General features: G+C 48.9%; 24 protein-coding genes. 13 read left to right on the top strand and 11 right to left on the bottom strand.

All coding sequences use genetic code 11. From position 1 onward, the window contains the following. Positions 1-286 precede the first annotated feature (286 nt). From HPY28_RS29390 to HPY28_RS29405, 4 genes are all read right to left on the bottom strand, one after another. Positions 287-487 carry a cation transporter gene (locus HPY28_RS29390; RefSeq protein WP_017247169.1) on the bottom strand — a complete coding sequence of 67 codons (201 nt, stop codon included), beginning with the start codon at positions 485-487 and terminating at the stop codon, positions 287-289. A 64-nt stretch (positions 488-551) separates the two neighbouring features. Beyond that, positions 552-2,972 (bottom strand): heavy metal translocating P-type ATPase, encoded by a 2,421-nt coding sequence (locus HPY28_RS29395; protein WP_174231909.1) that lies wholly within the window; start codon positions 2,970-2,972, stop codon positions 552-554. Between the two features lie 477 nt (positions 2,973-3,449). Further along, complete coding sequence (locus tag HPY28_RS29400; protein WP_017247167.1) at positions 3,450-4,376, bottom strand: pseudouridine-5'-phosphate glycosidase; 927 nt, start codon at positions 4,374-4,376, stop codon at positions 3,450-3,452. A gap of 3 nt (positions 4,377-4,379) precedes the next feature. Next, on the bottom strand, positions 4,380-5,480 hold the full coding sequence (locus tag HPY28_RS29405) for a carbohydrate kinase (protein ID WP_017247166.1): 1,101 nt from the start codon (positions 5,478-5,480) through the stop codon (positions 4,380-4,382). Positions 5,481-5,667: 187 nt separating this feature from the next. On the opposite strand from HPY28_RS29405, the gene HPY28_RS29410 reads away from it, so the two are divergent. The 8 genes from HPY28_RS29410 to HPY28_RS29445 all read left to right on the top strand — a co-directional run bounded on the left by HPY28_RS29410 (position 5,668) and on the right by HPY28_RS29445 (position 12,202). Beyond that, positions 5,668-6,114 carry a MarR family winged helix-turn-helix transcriptional regulator gene (locus HPY28_RS29410; protein ID WP_017247165.1) on the top strand — a complete coding sequence of 149 codons (447 nt, stop codon included), beginning with the start codon at positions 5,668-5,670 and terminating at the stop codon, positions 6,112-6,114. A 135-nt stretch (positions 6,115-6,249) separates the two neighbouring features. Beyond that, complete coding sequence (locus tag HPY28_RS29415) at positions 6,250-6,876, top strand: FMN-dependent NADH-azoreductase (RefSeq protein ID WP_017247164.1); 627 nt, start codon at positions 6,250-6,252, stop codon at positions 6,874-6,876. A 75-nt stretch (positions 6,877-6,951) separates the two neighbouring features. Continuing rightward, positions 6,952-7,338 carry a DoxX family protein gene (locus tag HPY28_RS29420; RefSeq protein ID WP_017247163.1) on the top strand — a complete coding sequence of 129 codons (387 nt, stop codon included), beginning with the start codon at positions 6,952-6,954 and terminating at the stop codon, positions 7,336-7,338. 54 nt (positions 7,339-7,392) lie between these two features. Further along, on the top strand, positions 7,393-8,166 hold the full coding sequence (locus HPY28_RS29425) for a pirin family protein (RefSeq protein WP_017247162.1): 774 nt from the start codon (positions 7,393-7,395) through the stop codon (positions 8,164-8,166). A gap of 205 nt (positions 8,167-8,371) precedes the next feature. Further along, complete coding sequence (locus tag HPY28_RS29430) at positions 8,372-8,998, top strand: FMN-dependent NADH-azoreductase (RefSeq protein WP_174231910.1); 627 nt, start codon at positions 8,372-8,374, stop codon at positions 8,996-8,998. A gap of 58 nt (positions 8,999-9,056) precedes the next feature. Continuing rightward, on the top strand, positions 9,057-9,683 hold the full coding sequence (locus tag HPY28_RS29435; RefSeq protein ID WP_174231911.1) for an FMN-dependent NADH-azoreductase: 627 nt from the start codon (positions 9,057-9,059) through the stop codon (positions 9,681-9,683). Between the two features lie 156 nt (positions 9,684-9,839). After that, the gene (locus HPY28_RS29440; RefSeq protein ID WP_217444925.1) at positions 9,840-11,174 is read left to right on the top strand and encodes a cytochrome ubiquinol oxidase subunit I; all 1,335 of its coding nucleotides are present in this window, start codon (positions 9,840-9,842) and stop codon (positions 11,172-11,174) included. Further along, complete coding sequence (locus tag HPY28_RS29445; RefSeq protein WP_174231913.1) at positions 11,171-12,202, top strand: cytochrome d ubiquinol oxidase subunit II; 1,032 nt, start codon at positions 11,171-11,173, stop codon at positions 12,200-12,202. The genes HPY28_RS29440 and HPY28_RS29445 overlap by 4 nt, the downstream gene beginning before the upstream one ends. A 78-nt stretch (positions 12,203-12,280) precedes the next feature. On the opposite strand, the gene HPY28_RS29450 is transcribed toward HPY28_RS29445, so the two are convergent. Beyond that, on the bottom strand, positions 12,281-12,721 hold the full coding sequence (locus HPY28_RS29450; protein ID WP_371813558.1) for an Lrp/AsnC family transcriptional regulator: 441 nt from the start codon (positions 12,719-12,721) through the stop codon (positions 12,281-12,283). A 157-nt stretch (positions 12,722-12,878) separates the two neighbouring features. Here HPY28_RS29450 and HPY28_RS29455 point away from each other — a divergent pair, with 157 nt between their 5' ends. Next, the gene (locus tag HPY28_RS29455) at positions 12,879-14,045 is read left to right on the top strand and encodes an MFS transporter (RefSeq protein WP_174231914.1); all 1,167 of its coding nucleotides are present in this window, start codon (positions 12,879-12,881) and stop codon (positions 14,043-14,045) included. Positions 14,046-14,141: 96 nt separating this feature from the next. Here HPY28_RS29455 and HPY28_RS29460 read toward each other — a convergent pair whose 3' ends face one another. Both HPY28_RS29460 and HPY28_RS29465 read right to left on the bottom strand, forming a co-directional pair. Next, the gene (locus HPY28_RS29460) at positions 14,142-15,653 is read right to left on the bottom strand and encodes a succinyl-CoA:acetate CoA-transferase ScpC (RefSeq protein WP_174231920.1); all 1,512 of its coding nucleotides are present in this window, start codon (positions 15,651-15,653) and stop codon (positions 14,142-14,144) included. A gap of 140 nt (positions 15,654-15,793) precedes the next feature. Further along, positions 15,794-16,465 (bottom strand): LytTR family DNA-binding domain-containing protein, encoded by a 672-nt coding sequence (locus HPY28_RS29465; RefSeq protein ID WP_174231915.1) that lies wholly within the window; start codon positions 16,463-16,465, stop codon positions 15,794-15,796. A gap of 182 nt (positions 16,466-16,647) precedes the next feature. Between HPY28_RS29465 and HPY28_RS29470 the strand changes: the two genes are divergently transcribed. The 4 genes from HPY28_RS29470 to menC all read left to right on the top strand — a co-directional run bounded on the left by HPY28_RS29470 (position 16,648) and on the right by menC (position 22,666). Then, on the top strand, positions 16,648-18,672 hold the full coding sequence (locus tag HPY28_RS29470; protein ID WP_174226231.1) for a sigma 54-interacting transcriptional regulator: 2,025 nt from the start codon (positions 16,648-16,650) through the stop codon (positions 18,670-18,672). A 179-nt stretch (positions 18,673-18,851) separates the two neighbouring features. Beyond that, the gene (locus HPY28_RS29475) at positions 18,852-20,261 is read left to right on the top strand and encodes a YfcC family protein (protein ID WP_174226230.1); all 1,410 of its coding nucleotides are present in this window, start codon (positions 18,852-18,854) and stop codon (positions 20,259-20,261) included. 96 nt (positions 20,262-20,357) lie between these two features. After that, entirely contained in the window at positions 20,358-21,497 is a 1,140-nt protein-coding gene (locus HPY28_RS29480; protein WP_174231916.1) for a M20 peptidase aminoacylase family protein, read from the top strand. A gap of 20 nt (positions 21,498-21,517) precedes the next feature. Continuing rightward, positions 21,518-22,666 (top strand): o-succinylbenzoate synthase, encoded by a 1,149-nt coding sequence (gene menC / locus HPY28_RS29485; protein WP_017247152.1) that lies wholly within the window; start codon positions 21,518-21,520, stop codon positions 22,664-22,666. A 73-nt stretch (positions 22,667-22,739) separates the two neighbouring features. On the opposite strand, the gene HPY28_RS29490 is transcribed toward menC, so the two are convergent. The 4 genes from HPY28_RS29490 to HPY28_RS29505 all read right to left on the bottom strand — a co-directional run bounded on the left by HPY28_RS29490 (position 22,740) and on the right by HPY28_RS29505 (position 26,191). Then, positions 22,740-23,648, bottom strand: a complete 909-nt coding sequence (locus HPY28_RS29490; RefSeq protein ID WP_017247151.1) for a hypothetical protein — start codon at positions 23,646-23,648, stop codon at positions 22,740-22,742. Between the two features lie 143 nt (positions 23,649-23,791). Next, on the bottom strand, positions 23,792-24,079 hold the full coding sequence (locus HPY28_RS29495) for a HesB/YadR/YfhF family protein (protein WP_174231917.1): 288 nt from the start codon (positions 24,077-24,079) through the stop codon (positions 23,792-23,794). Positions 24,080-24,224: 145 nt separating this feature from the next. Beyond that, positions 24,225-25,520, bottom strand: coding sequence for a sensor histidine kinase (locus HPY28_RS29500; RefSeq protein ID WP_174231918.1), 1,296 nt, complete (start codon positions 25,518-25,520; stop codon positions 24,225-24,227). Then, positions 25,517-26,191 carry a response regulator transcription factor gene (locus tag HPY28_RS29505; RefSeq protein WP_017247146.1) on the bottom strand — a complete coding sequence of 225 codons (675 nt, stop codon included), beginning with the start codon at positions 26,189-26,191 and terminating at the stop codon, positions 25,517-25,519. The genes HPY28_RS29500 and HPY28_RS29505 overlap by 4 nt, the downstream gene beginning before the upstream one ends. Positions 26,192-26,378: the final 187 nt, after the last annotated feature.

A 26,378-nucleotide genomic window follows, 5' to 3' on the forward strand; every position in this document is an offset into this window, starting at 1 on the left:
GAACATTTCCAGTCCTAGCGCCTCTGGAGCCCAACTCAGCGTAGAAATGAATGGCGGGGGTTGTCAGCTTCAACCTCTGCGAATACATCTTCGAAACTCTACTTTTGAAGCGCTCCCGACATTCATTTCGGAGCGGACAGTCTAACCCCTTGCGGGGCGTAGGCCGAAGCGTAGACTGGAAATGGGCTTCTTCCCATCCCCTACAGCTACTCCAAGCAAAACAGCCAAAAAGCTCCCGCCTCATGGAATCAGGCAGGAGCTTTTTTCGATAGTAATAGCACGATGCTTAAACGACGTCGTAGCCTTGGTCTTCGATTGCTTCTTTTACTGCTTCGAGTGTCAATGTGCTCTCATTGTAGGAAACATCAACCTTTTTATCAGCCAAGTGCACTTTGCCTTCTGCACCCAATTCTTTCAATGTATTCTCGATGCGCGCTACGCATTTGTTGCAAGACATACCTTCTACGTTCAATGTGATATTTGTCATGATCAATCTCTCCTTACATTTTATGTTGTATAGGTAAGGCGGACAAAGCCGCTTGTTACTGTTGTTACAGCTTCACTCGTTGCAGTCTCAGTGCGTTGAGTACAACGGATACGGAGCTGAAGGCCATTGCAGCACCGGCAAGCCATGGAGCGAGGAAGCCAATTGCGGCAATCGGGATGCCCAAGGTGTTGTAGGCCAGTGCCCAGAACAGGTTCTGCTTGATGTTGCGGATGGTGAGTTTGCTCATCTCGATGGCGTCTGCGACACTGGTCAGTTCGCCGCGCATCAAGGTAATATCGGCTGCTTCCATAGCCACATCTGTACCTGTACCGATTGCCATACCGACGTCAGCGGTAGCGAGTGCAGGAGCATCGTTGATACCATCGCCGACCATCGCAACTTTTTTGCCTTGTTCTTGCAGTTTTTTCACTTCTGCGGCCTTGCCTTCAGGCAGGACTTCTGCGATGACGTGATCGATTCCTGCTTCACGGGCAATGGCCTCAGCAGTTTGACGGTTGTCACCGGTCATCATGATCACAGTCAATCCCATTGCTTTCATGCGTTGAACAGCTTGCTTGGAGGTCGGTTTAATCGTATCCGCTACGGCAATCAAGCCAGCGAGCTTGCCTTCGACCACTGCGAGCATCGCCGTTTTACCGGAGCGCTCCAGTGCCAGCATGGTATCAGACACTGCTTGATACGAAATTTGATGTTTTTCCAGCAAGCGGCGGGTACCGACGAGTACTTCTTTGCCAGCGACGGTTGCCTGGATACCGAAACCAGGAATGGCTTCAAAAGAATCTGTATTCGTCAAGGTGATTCCTTTATCTGCAATTCCGCGAACGATGGCTTGAGCCAATGGGTGCTCGGAATTTTTCTCAGCGGCGCCGACCAAAGAGAGTAACTCTTGTTCTCCGATATCAATGGCAATGACGTCTGTCAGTTCTGGCTCGCCTTTGGTTACAGTCCCTGTTTTATCGAGGACGATCGTATCCAGGTGGTGAGCAGTCTCCAGATGCTCCCCGCCTTTGAACAGGATACCCAACTCAGCTGCGCGTCCAGAGCCCGCCATGATCGAGGTCGGTGTTGCCAGACCGAGGGCGCACGGGCAAGCGATTACGAGTACAGCAATTGCTTTTTCCAAAGCCTCACCGAAGTTGCCAGGTATAACGAAGAAGTACCAGATCAAGAAGGTAAGAATGGCAATCCCTACGACGATTGGGACAAAAATCCCCGAGATGCTGTCAGCTACGCGCTGAATCGGTGCTTTTGTTCCTTGTGCTTCTTCCACTACTTTAATGATTTGCGCCAGAGCCGTTTCTTTTCCGACTTTGGTTGCCTGGACCTTCAAAAAGCCGTTTTTGTTCAAGGTGGCGCCGATGACGGTATCGCCTGCGGCTTTATCCACCGGAATACTTTCACCAGTCAGCATGGACTCATCCACTGCGGACTGTCCTTCCATGACGATGCCATCGACAGGTACTTTGTCGCCCGGCTTCACGTGAACAACGTCGCCCAGTCTTACTTCTTCTACAGGAATGGTCATTTCGACGCCATCCCGTACGACTACTGCTGTTTTTGCTTGCAAGCCCATCAGCTTGCGGATCGCGTCCGAAGAGCGTCCCTTTGCTTTCATCTCAAACAGTTTACCCAAGACGATCAACGTGATCAGTACCGCACTCGTCTCAAAGTACAGCTCCAGCATATGGCCGCCATGAGCACCGATGGAGTTGATCGCGACCCATAAACTGTAGAAATAAGCAGCTGAGGTACCGAGAGCAACCAGCACATCCATGTTAGCACTCTTGTTGCGAAGGGCTTTGAAAGCTCCCACGTAAAACTGTGCTCCGATGATGAATTGTACCGGTGTTGCCAATGCGAGCTGTACCCACGGATTCATCAAGATTTCAGGCAGCCAGATAAACGAGGTGAAGGAAAAGTGGCTCACCATCGACCAGAGCAGCGGGAGCGACAGAATCGCGGAAATCCAGAACTTGCGGGTCTGCCGTTTGATTTCTTCCTGGCGACGATCTACTTTTTCTTCTTCTTTGCCTTCTTCCTTGCGAGTCGCCTGATACCCTAGCTTTTCTACCTTTTGAATAATGTCCGTCACACTTACCTGTGATGAATCGTACTCGACAGTGGCTGTTTCCATCGCCAGGTTCACGTTTGCCTTCAGAACCCCAGCTGTTTTGTTCAAGCCTTTTTCGATCCGTGTGGAGCAAGCCGCACATGTCATTCCCGAGATGTTTAGCTCCACCTTGTCAGTGACGACACCATAGCCGAGAGATTCAATTTTGGAGCGGATGTCGTCTATGTTCGTTTTCGATGGATCGAACACGACTGTGGATTTTTCCAAGGCCAGATTGACGTTGGCAGTCTCCACTCCCTCCATTTTTCCCAGGCCCTTTTCGATGCGCAGTGCACAAGCTGCGCAAGTCATCCCTGAGATTGCGACTGTTGCCTCTGCTGTTTTGGCACTCATATTAATCCCTCCAAATACCCTCAAGGGGTATATTTTATCGTATCGTTTCCCTTACGTTGTTTCCTGTTCACACCCTTACTATACAATACCCCCACAGGGTATATCAAGCACTTTTTTCAATTTTTTTCTAAATGGGCTTTACGTGCTGAAAACACAGGGAAAAATGATGGGGTTGGTCCTCTATCCTTGGTGCCGGACGAAGCCCTGCCACATGTTTTCCAGTCCTAGCGCCTCTGGAGCCCGACCCAGCTTCGGAATAAATGGCGGGGGTTTTCAGCTTCAACCTCTGCGAATACATCATCGAAACTCTACTTTTGAAGCGCTCCCGACATTTATTCCGAAGCGGACAGTCCAACCCCTTGTGGGGCGTAGGCCGAAGCGTAGACGGAAATGCGCTTCTTCCCCCCACTACAGCCGCTAAAAAACAAAAAAAGCCCCCGGATTAACCGGGAGCAATTGTTCGATCTTCGCTCTCTCTTATTTACCTTGATTCGCTTCTTTCTGATAAGCTACCGCGATTTTCGCAGCTACTTCAGCATTGTGTTTCACCAGCGCGATGTTCGTTGCCAAGCTCTTGCCTTCTGTCAGCTTTTTCACTTTATCGAGCATGAATGGCGTTACCTGTTTACCTGCAATGTTGTTTTCTTTTGCTTCTGCGAGTGCTTTTTGGATCACTGCCTCGATTTCCTGGTGATTCAGTGCATCGGATTCTGGTACTGGGTTCGCGATAATCATACCGCCTTTGAGTCCCAGATCCCATTTGGTGTTCATCATCTTACCAACTTCTTCCGGTGTATCGATGCGCATGTCTACGCCAAATCCGCTTTCACGAGCGAAGAAGGATGGGAATTCATCTGTACGGTAGCCCACAACTGGTACACCTTGCGTTTCCAAATATTCGAGTGTGCGGCCAATATCGAGGATCGATTTCGCACCTGCGCATACTACAGCTACATCTGTTTGCGCCAGCTCAGTCAGGTCAGCAGATACGTCCCAAGTGATTTCACCTTCACGGTGTACCCCGCCGATACCGCCAGTTGCAAACATGTGGATGCCAGCCATCTCAGCTGCGATCATGGTAGCGGCTACTGTAGTCGCACCGATTTTACCACTAGCCAAAATGTAAGCGAAGTCGCGACGGCTTACTTTTGCTACATTTTTGTTCGTCGCAAACTCTTCCAGCTCGCTGTCAGTCAAACCGATTTTGATTTTGCCGTCCATGATCCCGATCGTAGCTGGTACGGCACCGTTGTCGCGAATGATTTGCTCTACTTCTTTTGCCATTTCAATGTTTTGCGGATATGGCATACCGTGCGAAATAATCGTCGTCTCCAGCGCAACTACCGGCAGGTTGTTCTCCAGTGCGTGGCGTACTTCCTCAGTAAAGGTCAAATATTGTTTCATCTCTTATCGCTCCTTTTCGAATTGTTCTACGGCCAGTTCCAATTGTTCTGCTTTTAATAGAGGAGATACGGACTGCTCTGTTTGCAATGTCAGAGCGGATGCTGCCAATCCAAGGCGGCACGCTCTCTGGAAAGACTCTCCGTTTACAATGCCATACAAGAGTCCCGACGCGAACGCATCTCCCGCACCTGTTACATCTACCACTTCCGTTGGGTATGGAGACATATGCTCCTCCACGTCCTCGGATTGATAGTAAATTCCTTCTTCGCCCAAGGTCACGATGACGTGCTTGACGCCTCGTTCCCTGATCTTGCGGCAAGCCTCGGCGCATTCTTCGATCGTCGTGATCTTCATGCCAGCCATCAGCTCGGCTTCTTCGCGATTTGGCAAAATCGCTTCTACTCCGTCCAATTGCTGTGGGAGCTTCTTAGCTTTAATGGAAGAGACCGGGTCAACGAAGAGCAGGATGTTTTCCTCCCGGCAACGTTCGATGATGTAGGCCAAGCAGTCCGCCGGAATGTTTGTATCGATGAAAACCACATGGGCTGCTGCAATGTGCGACCACTTCTCCGCGAACATCTCTGGTGTAAGAGCATCGTAAATATCCATGTTTGCCAAGGAAACAACCATCTCGCCATCAATATCGAGAAGAGCGGTATACGTTCCTGTCCGCTGTGTAGGCAGTCTCCACACTTGGCTGATGTGTACCCCGTGCTTTTTCGTCTCCTGCAAGAGCCATTCGCCTTCCTTGTCCTCACCAATGCTGGTGATGAGTGACGTATTGCAGCCAAGACGACCGAGGTTCTCCGCGATATTCCGTGCCACCCCTCCACACGATTCCATAATCGTTACTGGATTGGATGACTGTAGACGCACCTGTTGCTTGCCGCGTGCTTTGCGGTCCAGGTTGGCCCCACCGATACAAGCAATCATTCCTTCATCACGAAGTACATAAGCCCGTCCTTTGATTTCCCCGCGTTTGGTCAACTGTGCAATGTAGCCAGCTACCGCTGAACGTGAGATGCCAATCAGATCAGCCAGCTCCTGTTGCGTGATAAAAGGATTTTGCCGGATATGATGAAGGATCTGCATGTCTTTTTCCACGGTCATCCTCCTTTCTTCTGTTTCACTTTCACAGCTTGTTTACAAACAAAAGTTTATCACGAAGACAACTGTTTGTACAGGCGTGTTTTTCATTTTATTTTTTATCTCAATTTGACAAATGTAAATACGAGAGGTAGGATTATCTTAAATTAAAGATATCGAAGTTTCGATGAATAGGAGGGTCCATATGTCTGACAAACCACTGCGAAATGATCCCCTCGATCTTTTTGTAGTTTTATCGAGGTCATACAACTGGGTTACCGCTCACTCCAATCGTCACATTCGCGAGCATGGACTTAATCCAACCGAATTCGGGGTTCTAGAGGTATTATTTCATAAAGGTCCTCAACCATTGCAGCAAATTGGCGAAAAAATATTAATCTCCAGCGGAAACATCACCTACGTTGTAGATAAGCTAGAAAAGAAACAACTGCTCATTCGCAAACCCTGTTCGGCAGACCGCCGCGTCATTTATGCGGAGCTCACGGAAAAAGGGCACCAATTTTTGTCCGAAATCTTCCCTCCTCATCAACTCGCCATTGAGAAAGCGATGGAAGGTCTCACACCAGAAGAACAGCGTCAAGCAATCGAACTGCTAAAAAAGTTGGGACGCACTGCTCAGGCTACATATTAGATGAGCAGTCCCCTCGCTCCACCACAATCGTTTCAAAAAAGTGTTGACAAAAGATCTTAAACGTAATAATCTTAAAATCAAGATTTACACATTAAAAGTTAGTGACTTACTAAATGGAAGGGGAATAAAATTTTCATGAGTAAAGTACTTTTTATTAAAGCAAACGATCGCCCAGTTGAGCAGGCTACAAGTGTAAAGTTGTACGAAGCTTTCACCAAAACATACAGAGAAACACATCCAAATGATGAAATCGCAGAATTGGATCTGTTCGCTGCTAACCTCCCTTACTATGGCAATGACTTGCTCACTGCTATGTGGAAAGCAGGAAACGGTATCGAACTGACTGCTGAAGAGCAAAAAGGTGCTGACCTGGTAAACAAATACCTGAACCAATTTGCTGATGCTGACAAAGTAGTAATCGCATTCCCTATGTGGAACTTCGCGGTTCCAGCAGTTCTGCACACGTATGTAGACTACCTCTCCCAAGCAGGCAAAACATTCAAATACACTGCTGAAGGTCCAGTTGGTCTGATGGGCGACAAAAAAGTAGCTCTGTTGAGCGCACGCGGTGGCGTTTATTCCGAAGGCCCTATGGCTGAAATCGAAATGGCTAACAAATACATGCGCACTGTTCTGGGCTTCTGGGGCATCAGCAATGTAACGGAAGTGATCGTAGAAGGTCACAACCAATTCCAAGACAAAGCAGCTGAGATCGTTGCAGCTGGTGTAGAAAAAGCAGCAAAACTGGCGGAATCCTTCTAAGGCCCGCCAGCCTTTTTGGACAAATATCTTAAACTAAAGATATACTAATTTAAAATAATTAAGGAGAGATGAAAAGTGTTGGATACTGGATTGTTATTGATTCGTTTGGTCATCGGTTTGACGTTTGCAGGTCATGGTGCGCAGAAGCTGTTTGGCTGGTTTGGCGGTTATGGTTTGAAAGGAACAGGCGGCTGGCTGGAGTCTATTGGAGTGAAACCTGGCGTAGCGATGGCCTTTGTCGCTGGATTTTCTGAACTCATTGGCGGTCTGATGTTTGCGGCAGGCGTAGGTATCTGGGCAAGTTCTATTTTGCTTGCTTTCACAATGCTGGTTGCCATTCTGAAGGTACACGGTCAAAATGGATATTGGGTCACACAAAACGGATTCGAATACAACCTGACGTTAATCGCAGTTGTGATTGGTGTGGCGTTGATCGGTCCAGGCGCATACGTTTTGTTTTAATGGTGACTCCTCACAACCCGTAAGCCAGCAATCGTACTAAGGGAGGAACATCAGATGGAAATCCGCGTCTACACACAGAACGAGCAAGCAAAAGGACATTTTGGCGACGGTGAAATCGTAGAAAATAAACCAATTGGCTTCCCTCATGAAGGCTCCGTTGTCAAACGGGTAGGACCACTTTTTTACTGGGCATGGGCAAAATCACTGAAGACATTTGAAATTCCGCTGCACCCTCACTCCGGCTTTGAAATTTTGTCGTATGTCCTCACAGGGACAGTCGGACATCGGGACACGCTCGGAAATCTTCAAGAGGTGTCGACAGGCGGCGCGCAGATCATGCAAACCGGGTCTGGCGCGTACCATGCAGAAGAACTTGGCAAGGATACGGAAATGTTTCAAATCTGGTTTGAACCGCATCTCGCACAAACGACGAAGCAACCTCCGACTTACCATCAGTATGATCATGAGGAGTTTCCGTCTGAGGATGTTGATGGTGTGAAAGTGAAACACATCATCGGATCGTCTGCGCCCATTCAGTTGGTCACAGATTCCTTGATGAGCGACATCACGATTCCCGCTGGAAAATCGTATGCAAAAGAACTCCCGGCTGGTTATGCTCACGCAGTCGTCATAGTGGAAGGAAACGGGAGCGTTGCAGAGAAAGCAACTGTCAGCGAGAACCAAACCGTTGCAACCAAAGGTGACTTTGTCGTTCTCTCCTCCGAGGAAGGCAACACAGCCATCTACCAAGCAGTAACGGATGCTCCGCTCCGCCTGGTGTTGATTCAAGTACCAACTGAGGTTGATTATCCACTCTATCGTAAATAATCCATTCTTCCAAACGTCCTTATTTTATCATCAAGCCCGACCGTCACATTTTTGTGACGGTCTTTTTCGTATAAAAAGTGGTATGCACTACTCCGGCTAGTTAAAAAATATTGACAAATGATCTGTTACGTAATAACCTTTAAAACAAATATTTTATTAATAAAAGTTAGTAACTAACAAAACAATATAGGAGATGAGTATTTTTATGAGTACCGTACTTTTTATTAAGGCGAATAATCGCCCGGTTGAGCAAGCTATAAGTTTGCAGTTGTACGAAGCTTTTGCGAAAACGTACAAAGAAACTCATCCGAATGACGAAATCGCTGAGTTGGATCTGTTTGCTGAAAATCTTCCCTACTATGGAAATGAATTGATCACAGCTATGGGAAAAGCAGGCAAAGGTATCGAAATGACTGCTGAAGAGCAAAAAGATGCTGACTTCGTGAACAAATACTTGAACCAGTTTGAAAAAGCAGACAAAGTGGTTATGGCGTTTCCGTTGTGGAACCTCACAATTCCTGCTGTTCTGCAAACTTACTTTGCTTACCTCACGCAAGCAGGCAGAGCGTTCAAGTACACTTCGGAAGGCTCAGTTGGTCTGATGGGTGACAAAAAAGTGGCTCTGCTGAGCGCACGCGGTGGCGTTTATTCCAAAGGCCCTTTGGCTGACATGGAAATGGCAAACAAATATGTTCGGACCCTTTTGAACTACTGGGGTATCAGCGATATAACGGAAGTGATCGTAGAAGGCCATCACCAATTCTCAGACAAAGCAACTGAGCTTGTTTCAGCTGGAGTAGAAAAAGCAGCAAAACTGGCGGAATCCTTCTAAGGACCGTCGCGTCATTGATGCAAAGCTGACAGACAAAAATAGAGAGGATGAAATTTTCATGAGTAACGTACTTTTTGTTAAAGCAAATGATCGTCCTGTTGAACACGCTATAAGTGTTCAGCTTTACGAAGCTTTTATGAAAACCTACAGACAAACGCATCCAAATGACACAATTACTGAGTTGGATCTGTTCGCGGAAAACCTTCCTTACTATGGAAATAACTTGATCACTGCTATGTTGAATGTAGGCAAAGGTATCGAAATGACTGCTGAGGAGCAAAAAGATGCCGACTTCATTAGCAAATACTTGAACCAGTTTATAGAAGCAGACAAAATTGTTATCGCTTTCCCATTGTGGAACCTCACAATTCCTGCTGTTCTGCAAACTTACATTGCTTACCTTTCCCAACCAGGTAAAATGTTCAAGTACACTCCAGAAGGATCAGTTGGTCTAATGGGTGACAAAAAAGTGGCTCTCTTGAGCGCACGCGGTGGCGTTTATTCCGAAGGCCCTTTGGCTGACATGGAAATGGCAAACAAATACGTTCGCGCCATGTTAGGCATGTGGGGTGTCAGCAATATAACGGAAGTAATCGTAGAAGGCCACCACCAATTCCCGGACAAAGCAGCTGAGCTCGCTGCAGCTGGTGTAGAAAAAGCAGCGAAACTGGCGGAAACCTTCTAAAGCCCGCCAGCCTTGGATACTGGTCATCCTCGACCGTCACATTTTTGTGACGGTCTTTTTCGTATAAACTCCGCCTCCTCATGGGACATTAACGAGGAAATCGTTAACAATTTTTGGTGCTGATCAGAAAGGACGTTGAACGTGGAAGATATCGTGATGACCAGAGCCATATTCGGGACGACTATGGCCTTTCACATTATTTTTGCGACCTTGGGCGTTGGTCTCCCGCTCATGATCTTGCTGGTAGAGCTCCTCTTTTGGCGGACGCGTGACCGCGATTACGAGATGATGGCCAAACGCTGGACAAAAGCCCAGGCGATCTTGCTAGGTGTCGCGATCCCGTCTGGAACGATTGCTGGGGTCCAGCTTTCCCTGTTATGGCCTGGGTTCATGGAGATTGTCGGCAGGGTGATCTCGCTGCCGTTTCAGATCGAAATATTCGCTTTCTTCGTGGAAGCCTTATTTATGTCCATCTACGTCTACGCGGCTCACCGCCTATCCCGTAACATGCGTTTGTTGAGTTTGTTCATGGTTTTGCTTGGTGCAACGGCCTCCGCAATCCTGATTACGAATGTCCACGCCTTTGAAGGCACGCCAACTGGGTTCCGGATGGTCGATGGGCAGATCGTCGACGTGGACCCGTGGAAAGCTTTTTTCAATCCCAGCTTTATCGTGACGGCAGGTCATGTAACTGTCTCTGCTTATATGACGGGGGCATTCATCGTCGCTGGAGTGGCAGCGTGGAAAATGCTGCGCGCTGAAAAAGGCAGTCGGGTTTATTTGTATCATCAAAAAGCACTCTTGGCCGGCTTGATTGTGGGCGGCACCTTTTCCCTTTTAACCGCCTTGAACGGTCATGAATCCGCACAGCTTTTGCATAAATACCAGCCGGAAAAGCTGGCGGCTGCGGAAGGACTGTTTGAAACACAAGCATACGCCCCACTCGCGATTGGTGGCTTTACCGATCCCGAGACAAAAGAAGTCAAATACGCCATCGAGATTCCATGGGCGCTCAGCTTCCTTGCAGCCAATCGCTTTGACGAGGTCGTGGTCGGTCTGGACGATTTTCCACAGGAGCTGTGGCCTCCACTTTACGTCCATACGCTGTTTAACGGGATGGTCATCATCGGCAGCCTGTTGATCTTTGTTGGTTTCATCGGCTTCGCTTGGAAGAAGCTCCTGAAACGATCTCAGTTTCCGCGGTGGGTTCTCTGGGTATTTGTCGCGAGTGGACCGCTCGCCTTGTTAGGCATCGAATTCGGCTGGATTTTTGCCTGCACAGGACGCCAGCCGTGGGTGGTTTATCGTGTAATGAAAACAGTAGATGCCGCTACCCAAGCAGCAGGCATCTCTACCCTGTTCTGGATTTTCCTCTCGGTGTACGTATTTTTTGCGATCGTCACCCTGCTCGTATTCCGTAGCTATTTTGGCCGCCACCCCTTGGAGCTCGATCCGCCAGAACAGCCGAAAGTGGACGGAGGAACGGCATGACCGACACGATTATTGCCATTACGCTGCTCTGGATTTTCGTCGTCATCTATTCCGTCGCGGCCTCCTTCGACTTCGGTGCAGGCTTTTGGTCGATGATCTATTTGAATCGGGAAAAAACCAAAGCCACTCAAATCGCCAATCGTTACCTCTCGCCCTCCTGGGAGGTCGTGAATGTCTTTATCGTATTAATTGTGGTTGCGCTCGTCACCTTTTTCCCTGGCGCGACCTACACATTGGGGAGCCTGCTGCTGGTTCCCGGATGTCTCGTGGTGTTATTGATGCTGATTCGCAGTACGTTTATGGTGTTTTCTCATCTGATTTACAAGTATGACAAGATGCTCAGCATCGTCTCTGGCGTTACCGGGATATTGGTGCCGGCTCTATTAATCAGCGTACTTCCTGTGACACAAGGCGGGTTGTCTCGAACGATCAATGGTGTGGAGTATCTCGATTGGGGACTGTTTTTAACCAGCGCGCACGTCTATTCTTTCATTGGTCTTGCTGTCAGCAGTACGCTCTTCCTCTCGTCGCTGCTTCTCGCGGACTACTCCTTTGTCGCAGGTGAAAAGCAAGCCTTCACCGTCTACCGCCGGGATGCGGTGTTTCTGGGGCCCATTACGTTGCTTGCAGCATTGGTTACCGTGCTCACGATGCAACTGGAGGCAAAATGGCTGTATGACCGCATGCTCGACTATTTACCGTGGCTTATTGCATCGGCGGTCTGTTTTTTCATTAGTTATATCGCTCTCTTGCTGCCCCAAGACCGTCGATACTTCGGCATCCATCTTCCGCGGATTGCGGTCATTGTCGCCACGACGCAATACCTGCTCGCCAGCTATGCGTACGGTGCAGCACGCCTACCCTACATCGTCTATCCCCAAGTGACGATTGAGTCCAGCTTTACACATCCGGATACGTTCCACGCTCTGTTCATTTGTTATATGGTCGGCTTTGCGATTCTCGTACCCGGTTTTATTTATTTTTGGCGTCTGTTCATGAAGGACGAGCAGTATGTACGGCAAAAATAGCAATTTCGCTATACGCAAAAGTAAAGAGGCTTCGCCCTGATACGGCGGAGCCTCTTTTTTGTTCGACCAGATGCACAATCAGAAGATTTTCTCTTCCTCCAGCATCATTTTTTGCTCAAATGGCGCCGTTAGCACGATCAACGTATAGGAGAAGCCGAAATCTCCGGTGCGTTCCGAGAAGGCAACCAATTCCTCCGTCGACCTTGTTACCACTTTCAGCATGTAGTTGTACTCCCCACTGATCCGGTACATGTCCGTCACTTCCGGCGATTGCTTGCAGAAATCGATGAACGCCGCACATTGCTTGGTGCGGAACATGACAAAAGCAGTCGTGTGCTTGCCCAGCTTTTCCTGAGAGATCGACGCGTGGTAGCCCGTAATGATTCCCTGCTCCTCCAGACGGCGGACCCGCTCCTTCACAGCAGGCTGCGTCATCCCGATGATTCTCCCCAGCTCCGCGAATGGTATCCGCGAATTTTCGTGCAACAAGCTAATGATTTTGTAATCGACTTGGTCCACGCAGATCACCCTTTCGAATTCATAAGTGTCTCCTGCCAAATAACTTGTATATAGAAAGCCATTTATCGTAAACACCTTTGTTCATGTATGTAAATTATAGAAATCGTTTCGTAAAATGTCACTACATCCATTTTGTTAGCTCGAGGAGTGAACCACCTTGTCCAAAAAATTTTTAATCCTATTGCTGGCCTTGGGAGAATTCATGATTGGCACGGCTGAGTCAATCGTGACCGGAATCATCGGCATGATCGCAGATGACACCCATGTCTCCCTCTCCCTCGCTGGTCAGTTAGTGACCGCCTTCTCTCTGGCCTTTGCCTTTGGTGCTCCGGTCTTGATTGCGCTCACCGCGGGAGTAGAACGCAAAAAACTCATCCTTTGGACGCTGTTTTCTTTCATAGTGGCAAACCTGCTCGCATCCATAAGCCCAAGCTTCTCCCTATTGATGGTATCCCGCATTCTGCTGGGGCTTTGCGGAGGCATCTACACCGTGGTAGCTCTCGCACAAGCGGCTAACATGGCCTCCCCAGAGAAAAAAGGCAGCTCCATCGCGATCATCCTCATGGGCTTCAGCCTCTCGCTCGTGCTTGGGGTTCCACTTGGCACCATGCTGGGAGACATCTGGGGATGGCGCCCTGTTTTCGCGCTCATTGCCGTCCTGACATTCATTCCCTTCTTCGCCATCTTGGCCTATTTGCCAAAGCAGCAAGGAGAAGAGGCCGTCCCGCTACGCAAACAGTTGGCAGCACTCCGCAACAAACGGGTGATCCATGCGCTATTTATCTCTTTGTTTTTTGTCACAGGGTATTCCACTGTCTATACCTACATTACTCCGCTTCTACAGAGCACCTCCGCCATGACGACTGCTTGGGTAAGCACCACGCTTTTCTTGGCAGGACTCGCTAGTGTGGCTGGCTCGCGGATCGGAGGCGTCTCCACCGACAAATGGGGGATTCGCCCCACGCTGTATGTCAGCTTGCTTCTCCATGCGGCCATCTTGCTCATTCTGCCGCTGTCGTCGCAACTGTTCACGTGGGCAATCATCACTGTTATGTTCTGGGTAGCTGCCGTGCAAACCACCGTTCCCGCCCAGCAGTATTATTTGATCACGCTGTCCCCTCACTCTTCGCAGGTGGCCCTTAGTATGAACACCTCGGTTTTTCAGCTAGGGCTGGCGCTGGGTGCAGGACTTGGTGGAGTGATCGTAGACCATGCAGGTATTGTCCACATCAGCTGGGTCGGCGGCCTACTCGTTCTCGTCGGCTTTGGCTTTGCGTGGGCTTCGTTTGCTCAGGAAAAAAGGCAGGAAAGCTTACAAGCGTAAAAACGTAAAGATCCTTCATCCATTGCTATGTAGACAAGAAAAACCCGCCAAGGCTTTCATGCCCGAACGGGTTTGTTTCTTTATCATTCAATCGTTTTAAACCAACGCTGGCTTTTTCGCAAGCATCGTGCCTTCTTGCGCGTAACGTACGTGCCAGGAGAATGCCTTTTCCAATACATGCGGGGTGTGCCCGCCGCGTGTGAGTGCTTCCTCGTAGTACGCCATCAATTGATCGCGGTACATCGGATGCGCACAGTTCTCGATCATTTTGATGGCTCTTTGACGCGGAGCCAAGCCTCTCAAGTCAGCCAAGCCTTGCTCGGTCACGATAATATCTACATCGTGTTCGGTATGATCCACATGGGAGGCAAACGGAACGATGCTCGAAATGTTTCCGCCTTTGGCAATCGACTTGGTTACGAAGATACCCAGACGTGCGTTGCGAGCAAAGTCACCAGAGCCGCCGATGCCGTTCATCATTCGCGTACCCGATACATTGGTCGAGTTGACGTTTCCGTAGATGTCCGCTTCAATCGCGGTATTGATCGCAATCAGACCGAGGCGGCGAATCAGCTCCGGATGGTTTGTAATTTCTTGTGGACGCAACAGCAGCTTGTCACGGTATTGGGCGAAATTTTCGGTGACATGCTTCATCTTGTCAGCCGTTAATGTGATCGAACAACCTGAGGCAAACGAAATTTTACCTGCATCAAGCAAATCAAACACCGCATCCTGCAACACTTCTGAGAAGACAGTCAGATCCGTGAATTCCGAATCCAAAAATCCGTTGAAAACCGCATTCGCTACCGATCCGATTCCCGATTGCAATGGCGCGAGATTGTTTGGCAAGCGTCCCTCTTTTACCTCTTGACGCAAAAACTCGATCAGATGTGCCGCAATCTGCGCCGTTTCTTCGTCCGGTTCCACAATCGTCGAGGGGGAATCCAACTGATTCGTCAGGACAATCCCTTTTACTTTATCCGGGTCGACGGGAATCCCTGCTGTACCCATTCGCTGATCCACGGACGTGAGTGGAATCGGTTCACGCTCTCCTTGTTTCGCTGGTGTATAAATATCATGGATGCCTTCCAACTCCACCGATTGAGCCATATTCAGCTCAATGATGACATACTTGGCATTTTCCACGAAAATATTGGAGTTCCCCACGGACGTAGCCGGGATGATCATGCCCTCTTCTGTAATTGCAACCGCTTCCACAATTGCGTAATCGATTGCGTCTATCGCTCCCTGGCGAATCGCTTCTGCTGTATGCGACAGATGCTGATCAACGAACATCATGCTGCCATCGTTGATTTTTTTCCGCATGACCGGATCTGCTTGAAAAGGCAATCGCTTGTTGATGATCCCCGCTTCCGCCATCACTGCATCTACATCGGAGCCGAGTGAAGCTCCCGTATATACGTTTACGCCAAAAGGCTTGTTCTCTTTTTTTGCCAGCTCAGCCAATGCGAGCGGCACGACCTTGGCATCACCAGCACGCGTGAAACCACTTAACCCGATCGTCATGCCATCCTCAATCCATCCTGCTGCTTCCTCAGCCGTCACGATTTTATCTGCCAGTCGTTTATCGCGTAAGCGCTCCCACATCATTGTGACCCCCTATGCCATCTTTATTGCCTTTACACTAGCACAGGGGTTCTGAGCGGGCACTCGATTTTCAACAAAACAGAATATTCACGGCCTATCAAGAAAAAACGACAGCGAACCGTTCTCATTTATCAGATATTTCAGAAGCCGAGCAATTGCCGAAACGAGCTGGCGTACGACTGACTCACAGGAACTCTCGTCTTTTGCTTGTCCTTCATCTCCAATAAAAACGTCGAATGAAAATGCGGGTGAATAAAGCCGATCGATTCCATATTGACGAAATACGACCGATGACAGCGCACAAATCGCTCTTGCGGGAGCATATACTCCAGTTCAGCCATGTTGTATTTGTTCGAATATGTTCCACTAGCCGTATGCAAAAGCGTTTTTCCTTCATGAGAGCTGATATAGACGATCTCCGTTAACGGAATGGGCAGCCAGCCGTCCTCCCCTTTTCCGACCAAAAACGATAGACGCGCCTCCGGATTCGTGAGCGGAACGTTTTGAGGTGGATAGATGGCGGTAATACAGCCCATGATCTGACCATTTCGCACTAATGGAAGCGAGAGTCCGTAGTACGGCACGCCAAAAATACGACTCTCCACCTGATGCCCTACTTTTCCCATTTCCATGAGTGCTTGATGTGTAGCCGAGCCGATGGGAACGAGATCCCCCGGCGCAATTTTCAAGTCAATATTGGAACTCGGTTGATAGTACAAGTATTGTGAGCCATCCGAGATCGCAATCGATACCCCGTCTGGCACGACTTCCCCAATCATTTGCAGCACCTCTGGAACCACTCTGTCCCCCATGCTGATTCCTCCTGTTATTGCTTTTTGATCTTCTCTACCTTCTATTAAAACACATTTCCCTGCCCGCAAATCAATCCTTGTCTTTCCTCTCTATACAAGCGAATCCATCCGATTACAGCCAGGCATTGTGCTATCATGAGATTACAAAACATTCACGATTGTTTGAGCAAAGGCGGTGCAGCATGGACCACACCATTGTCTTGATTGCAAAAGGAACGGACACTCTCGAATTTTTGTTAAACGAACTGCGGGCTTATTTCGAGCCGTATTGCAAAGTCATCGGTTATGCCAGCCATGAGCACATTCCCGATTTAAGCGGAGTCGATCATGTCTTTATCACAACCAAATCCCCAGAGCTGTACACAGTTGCCCGTCAAGCTGTTGCTGACTCCGTGCCCATCACGGTTTTAAACCGTTTTTTCGAGTTGCGCAAAATGAAAGCGCTGATGCAGATTCCTCCGGGGACGACCGTCCCTGTCATGAACAATTCGCCAGTTTCCGCACAGGAAGTCATCCAAAACTTATTAGAGGCGAACGTCGATCATTTGAATTACGTTCCCTTTCACCCAGGCTGTACATTTGATGAACTCGAATTTCAATACGCCATCATTATGAGCGTTCCTGACGTACCTCTTCCACCTCATGTAGAGGTGATCGATCTCGGGTTTCGCAAAATCAGCATTCACGACCTGATAGATACCGGTCGCAAGGTAGGCGTACCCAGTGAATGGGAGCGCGAGTACTTGTCTGCCTTCATCGTAGAAATGTCTGAGCTCGCGAAAATGCTCGGCACCTCCTACGCAGAAGTACAGAAGCTCAACAGCCAGCTGCAATCTACCTTTCAGGCAGTCAAAGATCCCGTGATCGCTTGCAACGAACAAGGTTTGATCACGTTTATTAACGACGTCGCCGTTGAGTTGTTTTGTCCACATGCATCCTCTATTGTTGGACAACCGTACACGGTGTTGAAGGAGCACAGCTTGCTACAGCCCTTTTTTGAGCAGGAAGATCAGGAGGATGCCCTCGTAACCATTGAACACAAACAATTTATCGTCAGCAGTCAAAGCATCCGCCGCAGGCATGAGCATTTAGGCTTCGTTTGTACATTAAAAGACGTGACCGAAATCCAACGCTTGCGCACCACGCTTACGTTGCGCGGTCATACAGCGACCTACTCCTTTTCCGATATCAAAGGACAAAGCCAACCGCTGCTCCAAGTCATCGAGCTCGGCAAAAAGATGGCAAAAAACAATCAAACCATCCTGCTAACAGGCGAAAACGGGACGGGAAAAGAGCTGTTCGCCCATGCCATTCATCAGCACTCCCTCCGCAAAAACGGCCCCTTTGTCGCAATCAACTGTGCCTCCTTGCCGGAAAACCTGCTGGAGAGCGAGCTGTTCGGCTACGAAGACGGTGCCTTTACAGGAGCACGAAAAGGCGGAAAGCCCGGCCTGTTTGAGCAAGCGGACGGTGGGACGATTTTTCTCGATGAGGTGGGGGACATCTCTGGGGCCATTCAGGTCAAGCTACTTCGCGTGCTGCAAGAAAAGCAGGTCATCCGTGTAGGCGGCACGGGAATTCTTTCTGTGGATTGCCGCATCATCGCTGCTACCAATCGTGATTTGGAAGACGCTGTTTCCCAGGGAAGCTTTCGCGAGGATTTGTTCTATCGTTTGGCTGTCCTGCCGATCCAGATTCCCGCTTTGCGCGAGCGAATCAGCGATATTCCCCTTCTCATCGATGAGCATCTGGAGCAGCAAGGCATTCGTAAAACCTGGTCGCCAGAAGTAATGGAGCTATTCTATCGCCATGACTGGCGGGGGAACATTCGCGAACTGAAAAATGTCGTCGACTATGCCATTACGGTAAGCGAGCATCCTGTCATCGGCATTCAGGACCTCCCTAAACGATTGACGGATAGCCTATTTCAAAAGCACCAGACGGCTTCTATCCCTAAATTGGACGACAACCGCGACTTGGATATTTTGTATTGCTTGCATCATTATTACGTATCCAACAAACCAGTCGGGCGTTATCAATTGGCGCACTCCCCTGAGCTACAATCCGTAGGCTGGACAGAGAGCGCACTGCGTCACAAGTTGAAACTGCTGGAGCAGCAAGGTTTGGTACGTTCAGGAACAACCCGACAAGGAACCTCCATCACCCCCGCGGGTATCGAATTGTTGCGAAAACATGGGCGGATTTAGCTTCCGCCCAATGAATAATAGGATGTATTAGGCTGCATAAAACCTAATAAACATTCCTAAAGCGCATTGTATTCCCTTCCCTTGCCTATGAAAATCCACTGAAAACGCTTATATTCGGGAAATTTCGACACTTGGCACGACCCTTGCTTGTTATAAGCAAAAAAAAGCGAGGTGACCTCATGTCTACACATCCATTGAAACCTGCAAAGAAACGTTTTTCTGTACCGCATACGTATGCCATCCTCTTTATCATTATCATTTTGGCAGCCCTAGCTTCCTACGTACTCCCGGCTGGTGAGTTCGAACGCGTCAAGGACGTTGCCTCAGGCAAAACCGTCGTCGTCAACGGCAGCTACCATCCTGTAGAAAGTAATCCGGTCTCGTTCTTTGATATGTTCAAAGCGATTCCAGAAGGGATGCAAAAAGGCGCGCAAATCATTTTCTACATCTTTATTGTAAGCGGTGTATTCGGAATCATCCGCCAAACGGGTGCGATTGAAGCCGGGATCAATAAAGGTGTCCGACACTTGGAGGGTCGGGAAAAGCTGCTCATTCCCGCTTCCATGTTCCTCTTCTCCATCGGTGGCTTCACCATGGGAATGGCAGAAGAAAGCATCATCTTCGTTCCAATCGGTATCGCGCTGGCTCGTGCAATGGGCTTCGATGCCGTAACAGGTACAGCCATGATCACCATGGGGGCTGCTGCCGGCTTCATGGGCGGGATGATCAATCCATTTACGGTTGGGGTGGCACAGTCGCTCGCACAATTGCCGCTCTTCTCTGGTCTTACCTTCCGTGCTGTTGTGTATGTCTTCGTTCTCGCTTTTGCCATCTGGTACGTCATGCGCTATGCGTATCGTGTCAAAGCAGACCCGACCAAGAGTGTGCTTTATGGCGTAGAGAATCACGCCAGTCAAGAACAGGCAACAGTAGACATTCCAGATCTGAATGCACGCCACAAGCTCGTGTTCCTCGTAATGGTCTGTGGTCTCGCATTCAACGTATACGGTGTATTCAAGTACGAATGGTTCCTGACAGAGCTTACCGCTTCCTTCCTGATCATGGGCCTGGTTGCTGGTCTCGTCGGAGGATTGTCGGTCAATACGCTGTTTGATTCCTTCGTCGCTGGTGCGAGAGCCGTTACGTTTGGCGCACTGATCGTCGGTTTTGCCCGCGCGATCACTGTCGTCTTGGAAGACGGAAAAATTATCGATACGATGATTAACAGTCTGACTTCGGCAATTGGTCATTTGCCAGATGCCGTTAACGTCCTGGCTATGTTTGTGATTCAAGCCTTTCTCAATCTCTTTATTTCTTCCGGTAGTGGACAGGCAGCAACAACCATGCCGATCATGGTGCCGATTGCGGATCTGCTCGGCATCCAACGTCAGATAGCGGTTCTTGCCTTCCAATATGGTGATGCGGTAACCAACTCCATTATCCCAACTTCTTCTGCGTTGATGGGCTATCTGGCTGTTGCAGGCATTCCGTATGAGAAATGGGTCAAATTCATTTGGAAGCTTCTTCTCGGCTGGGCCGTGATCGCCTCGATCGCGCTCATAGTAGCAGTGACAATCGGCGTTTCGTAACCAATGACCCTTTTCACAAAACTGGCTGCGTCAAGTAGATTGGCGTAGCCTACGCTTCACTTATCGATTACACACGAAAAAACCGATGGAGGAACCATGCGCACAACGATAAAACAATTGCAGCCCGCCATTTTTTCTCTATACGAGCATTTACACCAGCATCCAGAGATAAGCTGGGAGGAAGTACAGACCACCTCGTTTATCGCTGACTTCTTGAAAAAACACCATTGCCGCGTCACTACCTTTGACGACGTGACGGGAGTTGTTGGCGAATGGGGCGATTTGACGCCGGGAAAATTCACTGTAGGCGTGCGAGCAGACATGGACGCACTCTGGCAAGAAGTAAACGGCGTCTTTACCGCGAACCATTCCTGCGGACACGATGCGCATATGACCATCGCATTAGGCGTCCTGATGGTATTGCAAGAAATGGACGTCCAGCTCCCTGGGCGCCTGAAGCTCATTTTCCAACCAGCAGAAGAAAGCGGAAATGGCGCACTTGCGATGGTGAACAAGCAAGTAGTGGACGATATTGATTTTCTGTACGGTGTCCACCTTCGTCCCATTCAGGAAATCCCTCGAGGCACAGCTGCTTCTGCCATCTTGCACGGGGCGGCTGGTACGATATTCGGGCAAATCAAGGGTTCCGATGCTCATGGCGCACGGCCTCATCTAGGAGTCAACGCTATCGAGGTAGCCGCAGCGATTGTTGAGCAGTTAAAAGGCATTCACCTCGATCCGCTCGTTCCTTATTCCGTCAAAATGACGCAGCTTTCCGCAGGTAGCAAAAGCAGCAATATCATTCCAGGCTCGGCGCAGTTCCACTTGGACCTGCGGGCACAGACGAATGAAGTCATTCACGCCCTATTTGCACGTGTCGAGCACATTTTGCAACACGTTTCCCGTCTCTATGAAGTTGAGCTGTCTTATGAGATCACCGAACGCGTCTATGCAGCGGAAGTGAACGAAGAAGCGAGACTGATCATGGCGGATGCCATTACCCAAACCTTGGGAGCAGAGAAGCTCGAACCGCCAATTCAGACACCGGGCGCGGAAGACTTCCACTACTACACGAAAGAACGTCCACAGCTTCGGGCGACCATGCTTGGATTGGGCTGTGGCCTGACACCAGGACTTCATCATCCGCAGATGACTTTTGAAAAAGAAGCACTGCTAGACGGCATCGAGATTTTGGCAAGAACGGTACTGAATACGTTTGAGCGACAATCCAAATGAACGGTTAAGGAGAGATGAACATGAAAATCGAACGCGTGGACCTGCAACGAATCAAAATTCCGTTGAATTCCCCTTTTGAGACGAGCATGGGGGTCGAAACCCACAAGGAATGCATTCTGGTGCGTGCATACAGCGGTGCCCATGTCGGGTTAGGCGAAAGCGTCGCGATGGACGTCCCTGTCTACAACGAGGAAGATGTCGATACGGTCTGGTACATGCTCGAAAAGTATTTGATCCCGCAGCTATTTTCACGGGGTATCGAGCATCCTGATGACGTATCCCGCCTCTTCTCCTGGATGCGCCGTAACCACATGGCCAAAGCCGCTTTGGAAGGTGCCGTCTGGGATTTGTACGCCAAAATGAACGGCCTCTCCCTCTCCCAAGCATTGGGCGGAACTCGTACGACGATTGACGTCGGTGTGAGTATCGGAATCGAGCCAACCATCGAAAAACTGCTGCAACGCGTAGAAGGCTTCATCCGTGACGGCTACAAAAAGATCAAAGTGAAAATCAAACCGGGCTTTGATGTCGAGCCAATGCGTGCCATCCGCAACACATTTGGACCAGATGTTCCACTGATGGCGGACGCAAACTCTGCATATACGCTGGCAGACATGGAGATGCTGAAGGCTTTGGATGGCTTCGGTTTGATCATGATTGAACAGCCATTGGCTCATGACGACATCATTGACCATGCGACCTTGCAAAGGGAACTAAAAACGCCGATCTGCCTCGACGAAAGTATCCATACAGTGGAAGATGCCCGCAAAGCACTCGAGCTCGGCAGTTGCCGGATTATCAACATCAAGATCGGTCGCGTGGGCGGTCTAACCGATGCCAAAAAGATTCATGACCTGTGTGAGACACGCGGCGTACCAGTATGGTGCGGAGGAATGTTGGAGGCAGGGATTGGCCGCGCCCATAACATCGCGATGGCTTCGCTTAGCAACTTCACGATTGCTGGCGACACCTCCCCTTCCCATCGCTACTTTGCTGAAGATATCGTGACACCTGTCATCGATTTTGCAGCACCTGGTATGCTGGCTGTACCGAAAACTCCAGGAATCGGTTTCGACATCAATGAGTCTTCCATTCGCAATGCCCTGATCGAGCATAAAAGCTACTATGCAAATCGGGAGTCTACTACGACTGTCATTCCTACCTGGTAGACGACTCATTCGAGATGAAAAAGAACAGAGAGTGCCTATTGGCCTCCCTGTTCTTTTTATTTAGGTGATTGTATTAATCCGTAATCGTCAAAAGCTTGCACAAATTTCGTTCGGCAAGAGCTCTCTTCTCTGGCGGAAACCGCTTTAGCAGATCCAACGCAGCATACGGAAGCTTCAATGCATGAGGATCGCTGTATAGTCTATCCCAGTATAGCGGTGAAAAAATTTCCTCGAACGCTGGCTCCTTCACCTCTTCCTCCAAAACAAACGGAGGAACATGGCGATTCAAATAGATTTGAAGACGATGGTTTACGATACCAGGCTTCACAATATCCTCATAACCGAATCGCTCCAGATCTGTTAACGCATGAGCATGTGTGATGTTATGGACGACCTCGCTCGCCAAATGATAGCGTACCCCGTTAATATCACGCGGCGGTATAACCAAATGTAGCTCCTCAAACGCCCGCTCTGCCATCTCTGCCGTTGTATGGTAAGGCGCAACTTCGTCTCTGACATCATCAATCGTCATGCCATGGTAATTCTCGATGCCCCAATAACGGTCTATCCTGTCTGCTGTCGTCGCTTGGAGAATCTTGACCAGGCCGTTCACCACAGTCGGAGTGATCATATCAGGGCGTTCGCGCAATGCTTTTAATGCCAACACACCTAGTGCTAGTCCATGACCTGAGGTCCGCAGCTGCTTCACATTTTGCTGGAGGCCATCGATGACGTGCTGTAACAAGGAGGGATCAGCTTGCTCGTCTTGATCTAGTGGAACAAACCATTCAGGTTTTTGCTTGCGGAAGGACTCACATGTCCGCTCAATGCCCTCTTTTACATGTTCAGGGAGATCGTGCTCACGATCCATGAAGTACCCTGCCAATAAGGCTGCCCCATAATGACCATCGAACCATCCCGCTACAGCTGCACGTGCCATTCCCGTAATGCCAAGCTCCAAGTAAGAATCAAGTAAACGCATATAACTTCCTCCTTTTTCCATTTATGTACCCATCATATACTATACATTTTTGTTTGTAAAGTATTGTATTTTGGTTTTTCGCTCATATAAAAAAGGCCCCGTATATCCGGAGCCCTTCATCTATTAGCTATCCTTTTCCTTGCTCAATCCAGCTTAAATTCTACTTCGTCTGTCTCTGGCCGATAATCGACAATCAGCCCTCTTCCATTCATATACCACAGCTCATCTTTTTCCATATAAAATGTGATGCCATCCTCTACTGTCGAAATGCCGATTTCATTCGGCAACTCTTTGGCAATCCCCATCGAGAATGAATCCTGAACCGTACTAACGCCTCCATACCGGACAAAAAAACGAATGCTGTCTCCTTCTATGCATCCCCATTCATCCCGAAACCATGCTACCGCTGCTTTAGTGATCGTCATGTTCATTAGTACGCCACTCCTCTCTTCTTCTACCTCTAGTTTACCTCAATTTAGAGATATTTGAAACATAAATGTATGTTAAATGGAATTGCTCCACTATTTGAAAAAAGAACCGATTCCCTTCGACGGGAAAACGGTTCTATCCATCTGTTTAAGGCTTTATTGGAAGTGTAACCAAAAAACTCGTTCCGATACCTACCTCACTGCTGACCTGAATCTTTCCGTGGTGCGCATCCACGATCCATTTGGCAATGGATAGTCCCAAGCCTGTTCCTTCTGTCGCTCGAGAGCGCATTTTATCCACCCGATAGAAGCGATCAAACAAATACGGAATATCCTCTTTGGCGATCCCGATCCCACTGTCTTTTACGAGAATCGAAACGCGACCGCCTTCCTTTTTGCAAGAGACATAAATCCGGCCGTCTTCGTTCGTGTACTTCAAGGCATTGTCCAGCAAGATGACCATGAGCTGATGAAGACGCTCTTGGTCCCCCAGCATCTCAATGGGTTGCTGAATGTCTGTTTCGAGACGAATTTCCCGTGCGATGGCAAGTTGTGCAAAAACCTGGGTGCATTTCATCGCGACTTCGTCTAAGCGCAGCGACTGATTCATGATCTGCAGCTCGTTAGAATCACTGCGAGCTAGTGTAAGCAAATCAGAGACGAGCTTGCTCAAGCGCTTGGCCTCTTGCATCCCAATCATAATTTTTTCGCTTTCCTGCTCGATCGTATGATCCGGATGTCTGAAAAGCCTCTCCAAATTGACCATGATGGCCGTGAGCGGCGTCCTCAGCTCATGAGAAGCATCGGCAATAAACTGCTGTTGTTTTTCCCACGAAACTTGGATCGGGATGAGTGCCCTTCTCGCCAAAAACCACCCAGCCACGATCGCAATCACAATACTGATAATGTCGCCGATGATGACAACGTACAACAAGCTGTCCAGCATGTTTTGCTCAGGTGCCAGATTGTAAATCAGTTGAAACTGGTACGCGGTCTGTATCCGATTGCCTACAACGACCTTTTTCGGCACGGTAACTGTCTGCACGCGATAGACTTGTCCATTCACAGTTTTCGTTTCGATTCCGTCTGCTTTTCCGTTATGCTGGAATTCTGCATATTCCTCTGGCTCCAGCCTATCACCAAATGCGGTCCCAATGACACGACCAAAGCTATCCCAGACGAGTAAAACATACCGGCGATCCAGATCGTTAAACTTTTTCCTCTCCTGACGGTTGAATGGGAAAGGGTCGTCTTCAATCCGATGGAGACGAGGCAAAGAATCAACTGCCAGCCTTTGACTGACTTTGGTCATTTCTCGGTCCACCTGCGAATAGAGACGATACTTCATCGTGTAGTAGACTGCACTCCCCAGCCCGTTCAACAAGAGCAGCACCACTACTACGTTCAGCGTTACGAGCCGAATCCTCGTTTTTCGAAACATCATTTGTCTTCCTTTTTCAAAATGTAGCCCACATTGCGGATCGTTCGGATGAAGCCTTCGTAAGCACCCAGCTTCTTGCGCAGGTAGTGGACATACAAATCGACCACTCCGTAATTCGCTTCTGAATCAATTCCCCATACGCGGTCAAAAATTTGTTGGCGCGTCAATATTTGCTCCCGATTTTGCAGAAAGTACTTAAGCAGCTCGTACTCCTTCGTTGTTAGCTTCATCGGCTCATCATCAACAAAACCGTCATATTCATTTATCTTCAGAGATAGAGGACCGTATGCCAGATCGCCTTCTGTGTTCTGTTTCCCTTGTCGGCGCAAGAGGGCTCTCACTCTCGCCGTCAGTTCTTCGGCCGCAAAAGGCTTGACCAAATAATCGTCGGCTCCGGCATCTAATCCCTCGACTCTCGACTCTACGCTATCTTTTGCCGTTAAAAATAAAACCGGCGTCATTATCCCTTTTGTACGCAACGTTCTCACCAGTGAAAGGCCATCCATTCCTGGCATCATAATGTCCAGGACCAACAAATCGTAGATGCCGCGTTCCGCCAATAACAAGCCGTCATCTCCGCGCTCTGCCGTATCCACCTGATAACCCTCATCAGTCAGGACTCCTGCAATTGTCTGAAGCAGCGCTTTTTCATCCTCCACTGCAAGAATAAGCATATTGATCCCTCTTTCATTTGAAAAAGCTGTATGTCATTCAGCATAGCATAATCGACTGGAATCACAATAATGACCACACTCATCACTCTCGGCTGTGCACACGCTCCTTTTATTAGAGCACGTATTTTTTTGAATCAGATTTGTAGGTGTTGGCGGAAATACAAAAAAAGCTGCATTCTCCATTACT

The sequence above is a fragment of the Brevibacillus sp. HB1.2 genome (genome assembly GCF_013332495.1).
Taxonomy (GTDB): domain Bacteria; phylum Bacillota; class Bacilli; order Brevibacillales; family Brevibacillaceae; genus Brevibacillus; species Brevibacillus porteri.

What these genes read in the sequence shown, in the direction of transcription:
- HPY28_RS29445 (WP_174231913.1), top strand. Translation starts at nt 11,171, where the DNA reads ATGACCGACACGATTATTGCCATTACGCTGCTCTGGATTTTCGTCGTC.
- HPY28_RS29490 (WP_017247151.1), bottom strand. Translation starts at nt 23,648, where the DNA reads ATGCGTTTACTTGATTCTTACTTGGAGCTTGGCATTACGGGAATGGCA.
- HPY28_RS29470 (WP_174226231.1), top strand. Translation starts at nt 16,648, where the DNA reads ATGGACCACACCATTGTCTTGATTGCAAAAGGAACGGACACTCTCGAA.
- HPY28_RS29500 (WP_174231918.1), bottom strand. Translation starts at nt 25,520, where the DNA reads ATGATGTTTCGAAAAACGAGGATTCGGCTCGTAACGCTGAACGTAGTA.
- HPY28_RS29390 (WP_017247169.1), bottom strand. Translation starts at nt 487, where the DNA reads ATGACAAATATCACATTGAACGTAGAAGGTATGTCTTGCAACAAATGC.
- HPY28_RS29400 (WP_017247167.1), bottom strand. Translation starts at nt 4,376, where the DNA reads ATGAAACAATATTTGACCTTTACTGAGGAAGTACGCCACGCACTGGAG.
- HPY28_RS29440 (WP_217444925.1), top strand. Translation starts at nt 9,840, where the DNA reads ATGACCAGAGCCATATTCGGGACGACTATGGCCTTTCACATTATTTTT.
- HPY28_RS29475 (WP_174226230.1), top strand. Translation starts at nt 18,852, where the DNA reads ATGTCTACACATCCATTGAAACCTGCAAAGAAACGTTTTTCTGTACCG.
- HPY28_RS29425 (WP_017247162.1), top strand. Translation starts at nt 7,393, where the DNA reads ATGGAAATCCGCGTCTACACACAGAACGAGCAAGCAAAAGGACATTTT.
- HPY28_RS29435 (WP_174231911.1), top strand. Translation starts at nt 9,057, where the DNA reads ATGAGTAACGTACTTTTTGTTAAAGCAAATGATCGTCCTGTTGAACAC.
- HPY28_RS29505 (WP_017247146.1), bottom strand. Translation starts at nt 26,191, where the DNA reads ATGCTTATTCTTGCAGTGGAGGATGAAAAAGCGCTGCTTCAGACAATT.
- HPY28_RS29410 (WP_017247165.1), top strand. Translation starts at nt 5,668, where the DNA reads ATGTCTGACAAACCACTGCGAAATGATCCCCTCGATCTTTTTGTAGTT.
- HPY28_RS29430 (WP_174231910.1), top strand. Translation starts at nt 8,372, where the DNA reads ATGAGTACCGTACTTTTTATTAAGGCGAATAATCGCCCGGTTGAGCAA.
- HPY28_RS29480 (WP_174231916.1), top strand. Translation starts at nt 20,358, where the DNA reads ATGCGCACAACGATAAAACAATTGCAGCCCGCCATTTTTTCTCTATAC.
- HPY28_RS29395 (WP_174231909.1), bottom strand. Translation starts at nt 2,972, where the DNA reads ATGAGTGCCAAAACAGCAGAGGCAACAGTCGCAATCTCAGGGATGACT.
- menC (WP_017247152.1), top strand. Translation starts at nt 21,518, where the DNA reads ATGAAAATCGAACGCGTGGACCTGCAACGAATCAAAATTCCGTTGAAT.
- HPY28_RS29495 (WP_174231917.1), bottom strand. Translation starts at nt 24,079, where the DNA reads ATGAACATGACGATCACTAAAGCAGCGGTAGCATGGTTTCGGGATGAA.
- HPY28_RS29460 (WP_174231920.1), bottom strand. Translation starts at nt 15,653, where the DNA reads ATGTGGGAGCGCTTACGCGATAAACGACTGGCAGATAAAATCGTGACG.
- HPY28_RS29415 (WP_017247164.1), top strand. Translation starts at nt 6,250, where the DNA reads ATGAGTAAAGTACTTTTTATTAAAGCAAACGATCGCCCAGTTGAGCAG.
- HPY28_RS29465 (WP_174231915.1), bottom strand. Translation starts at nt 16,465, where the DNA reads ATGGGGGACAGAGTGGTTCCAGAGGTGCTGCAAATGATTGGGGAAGTC.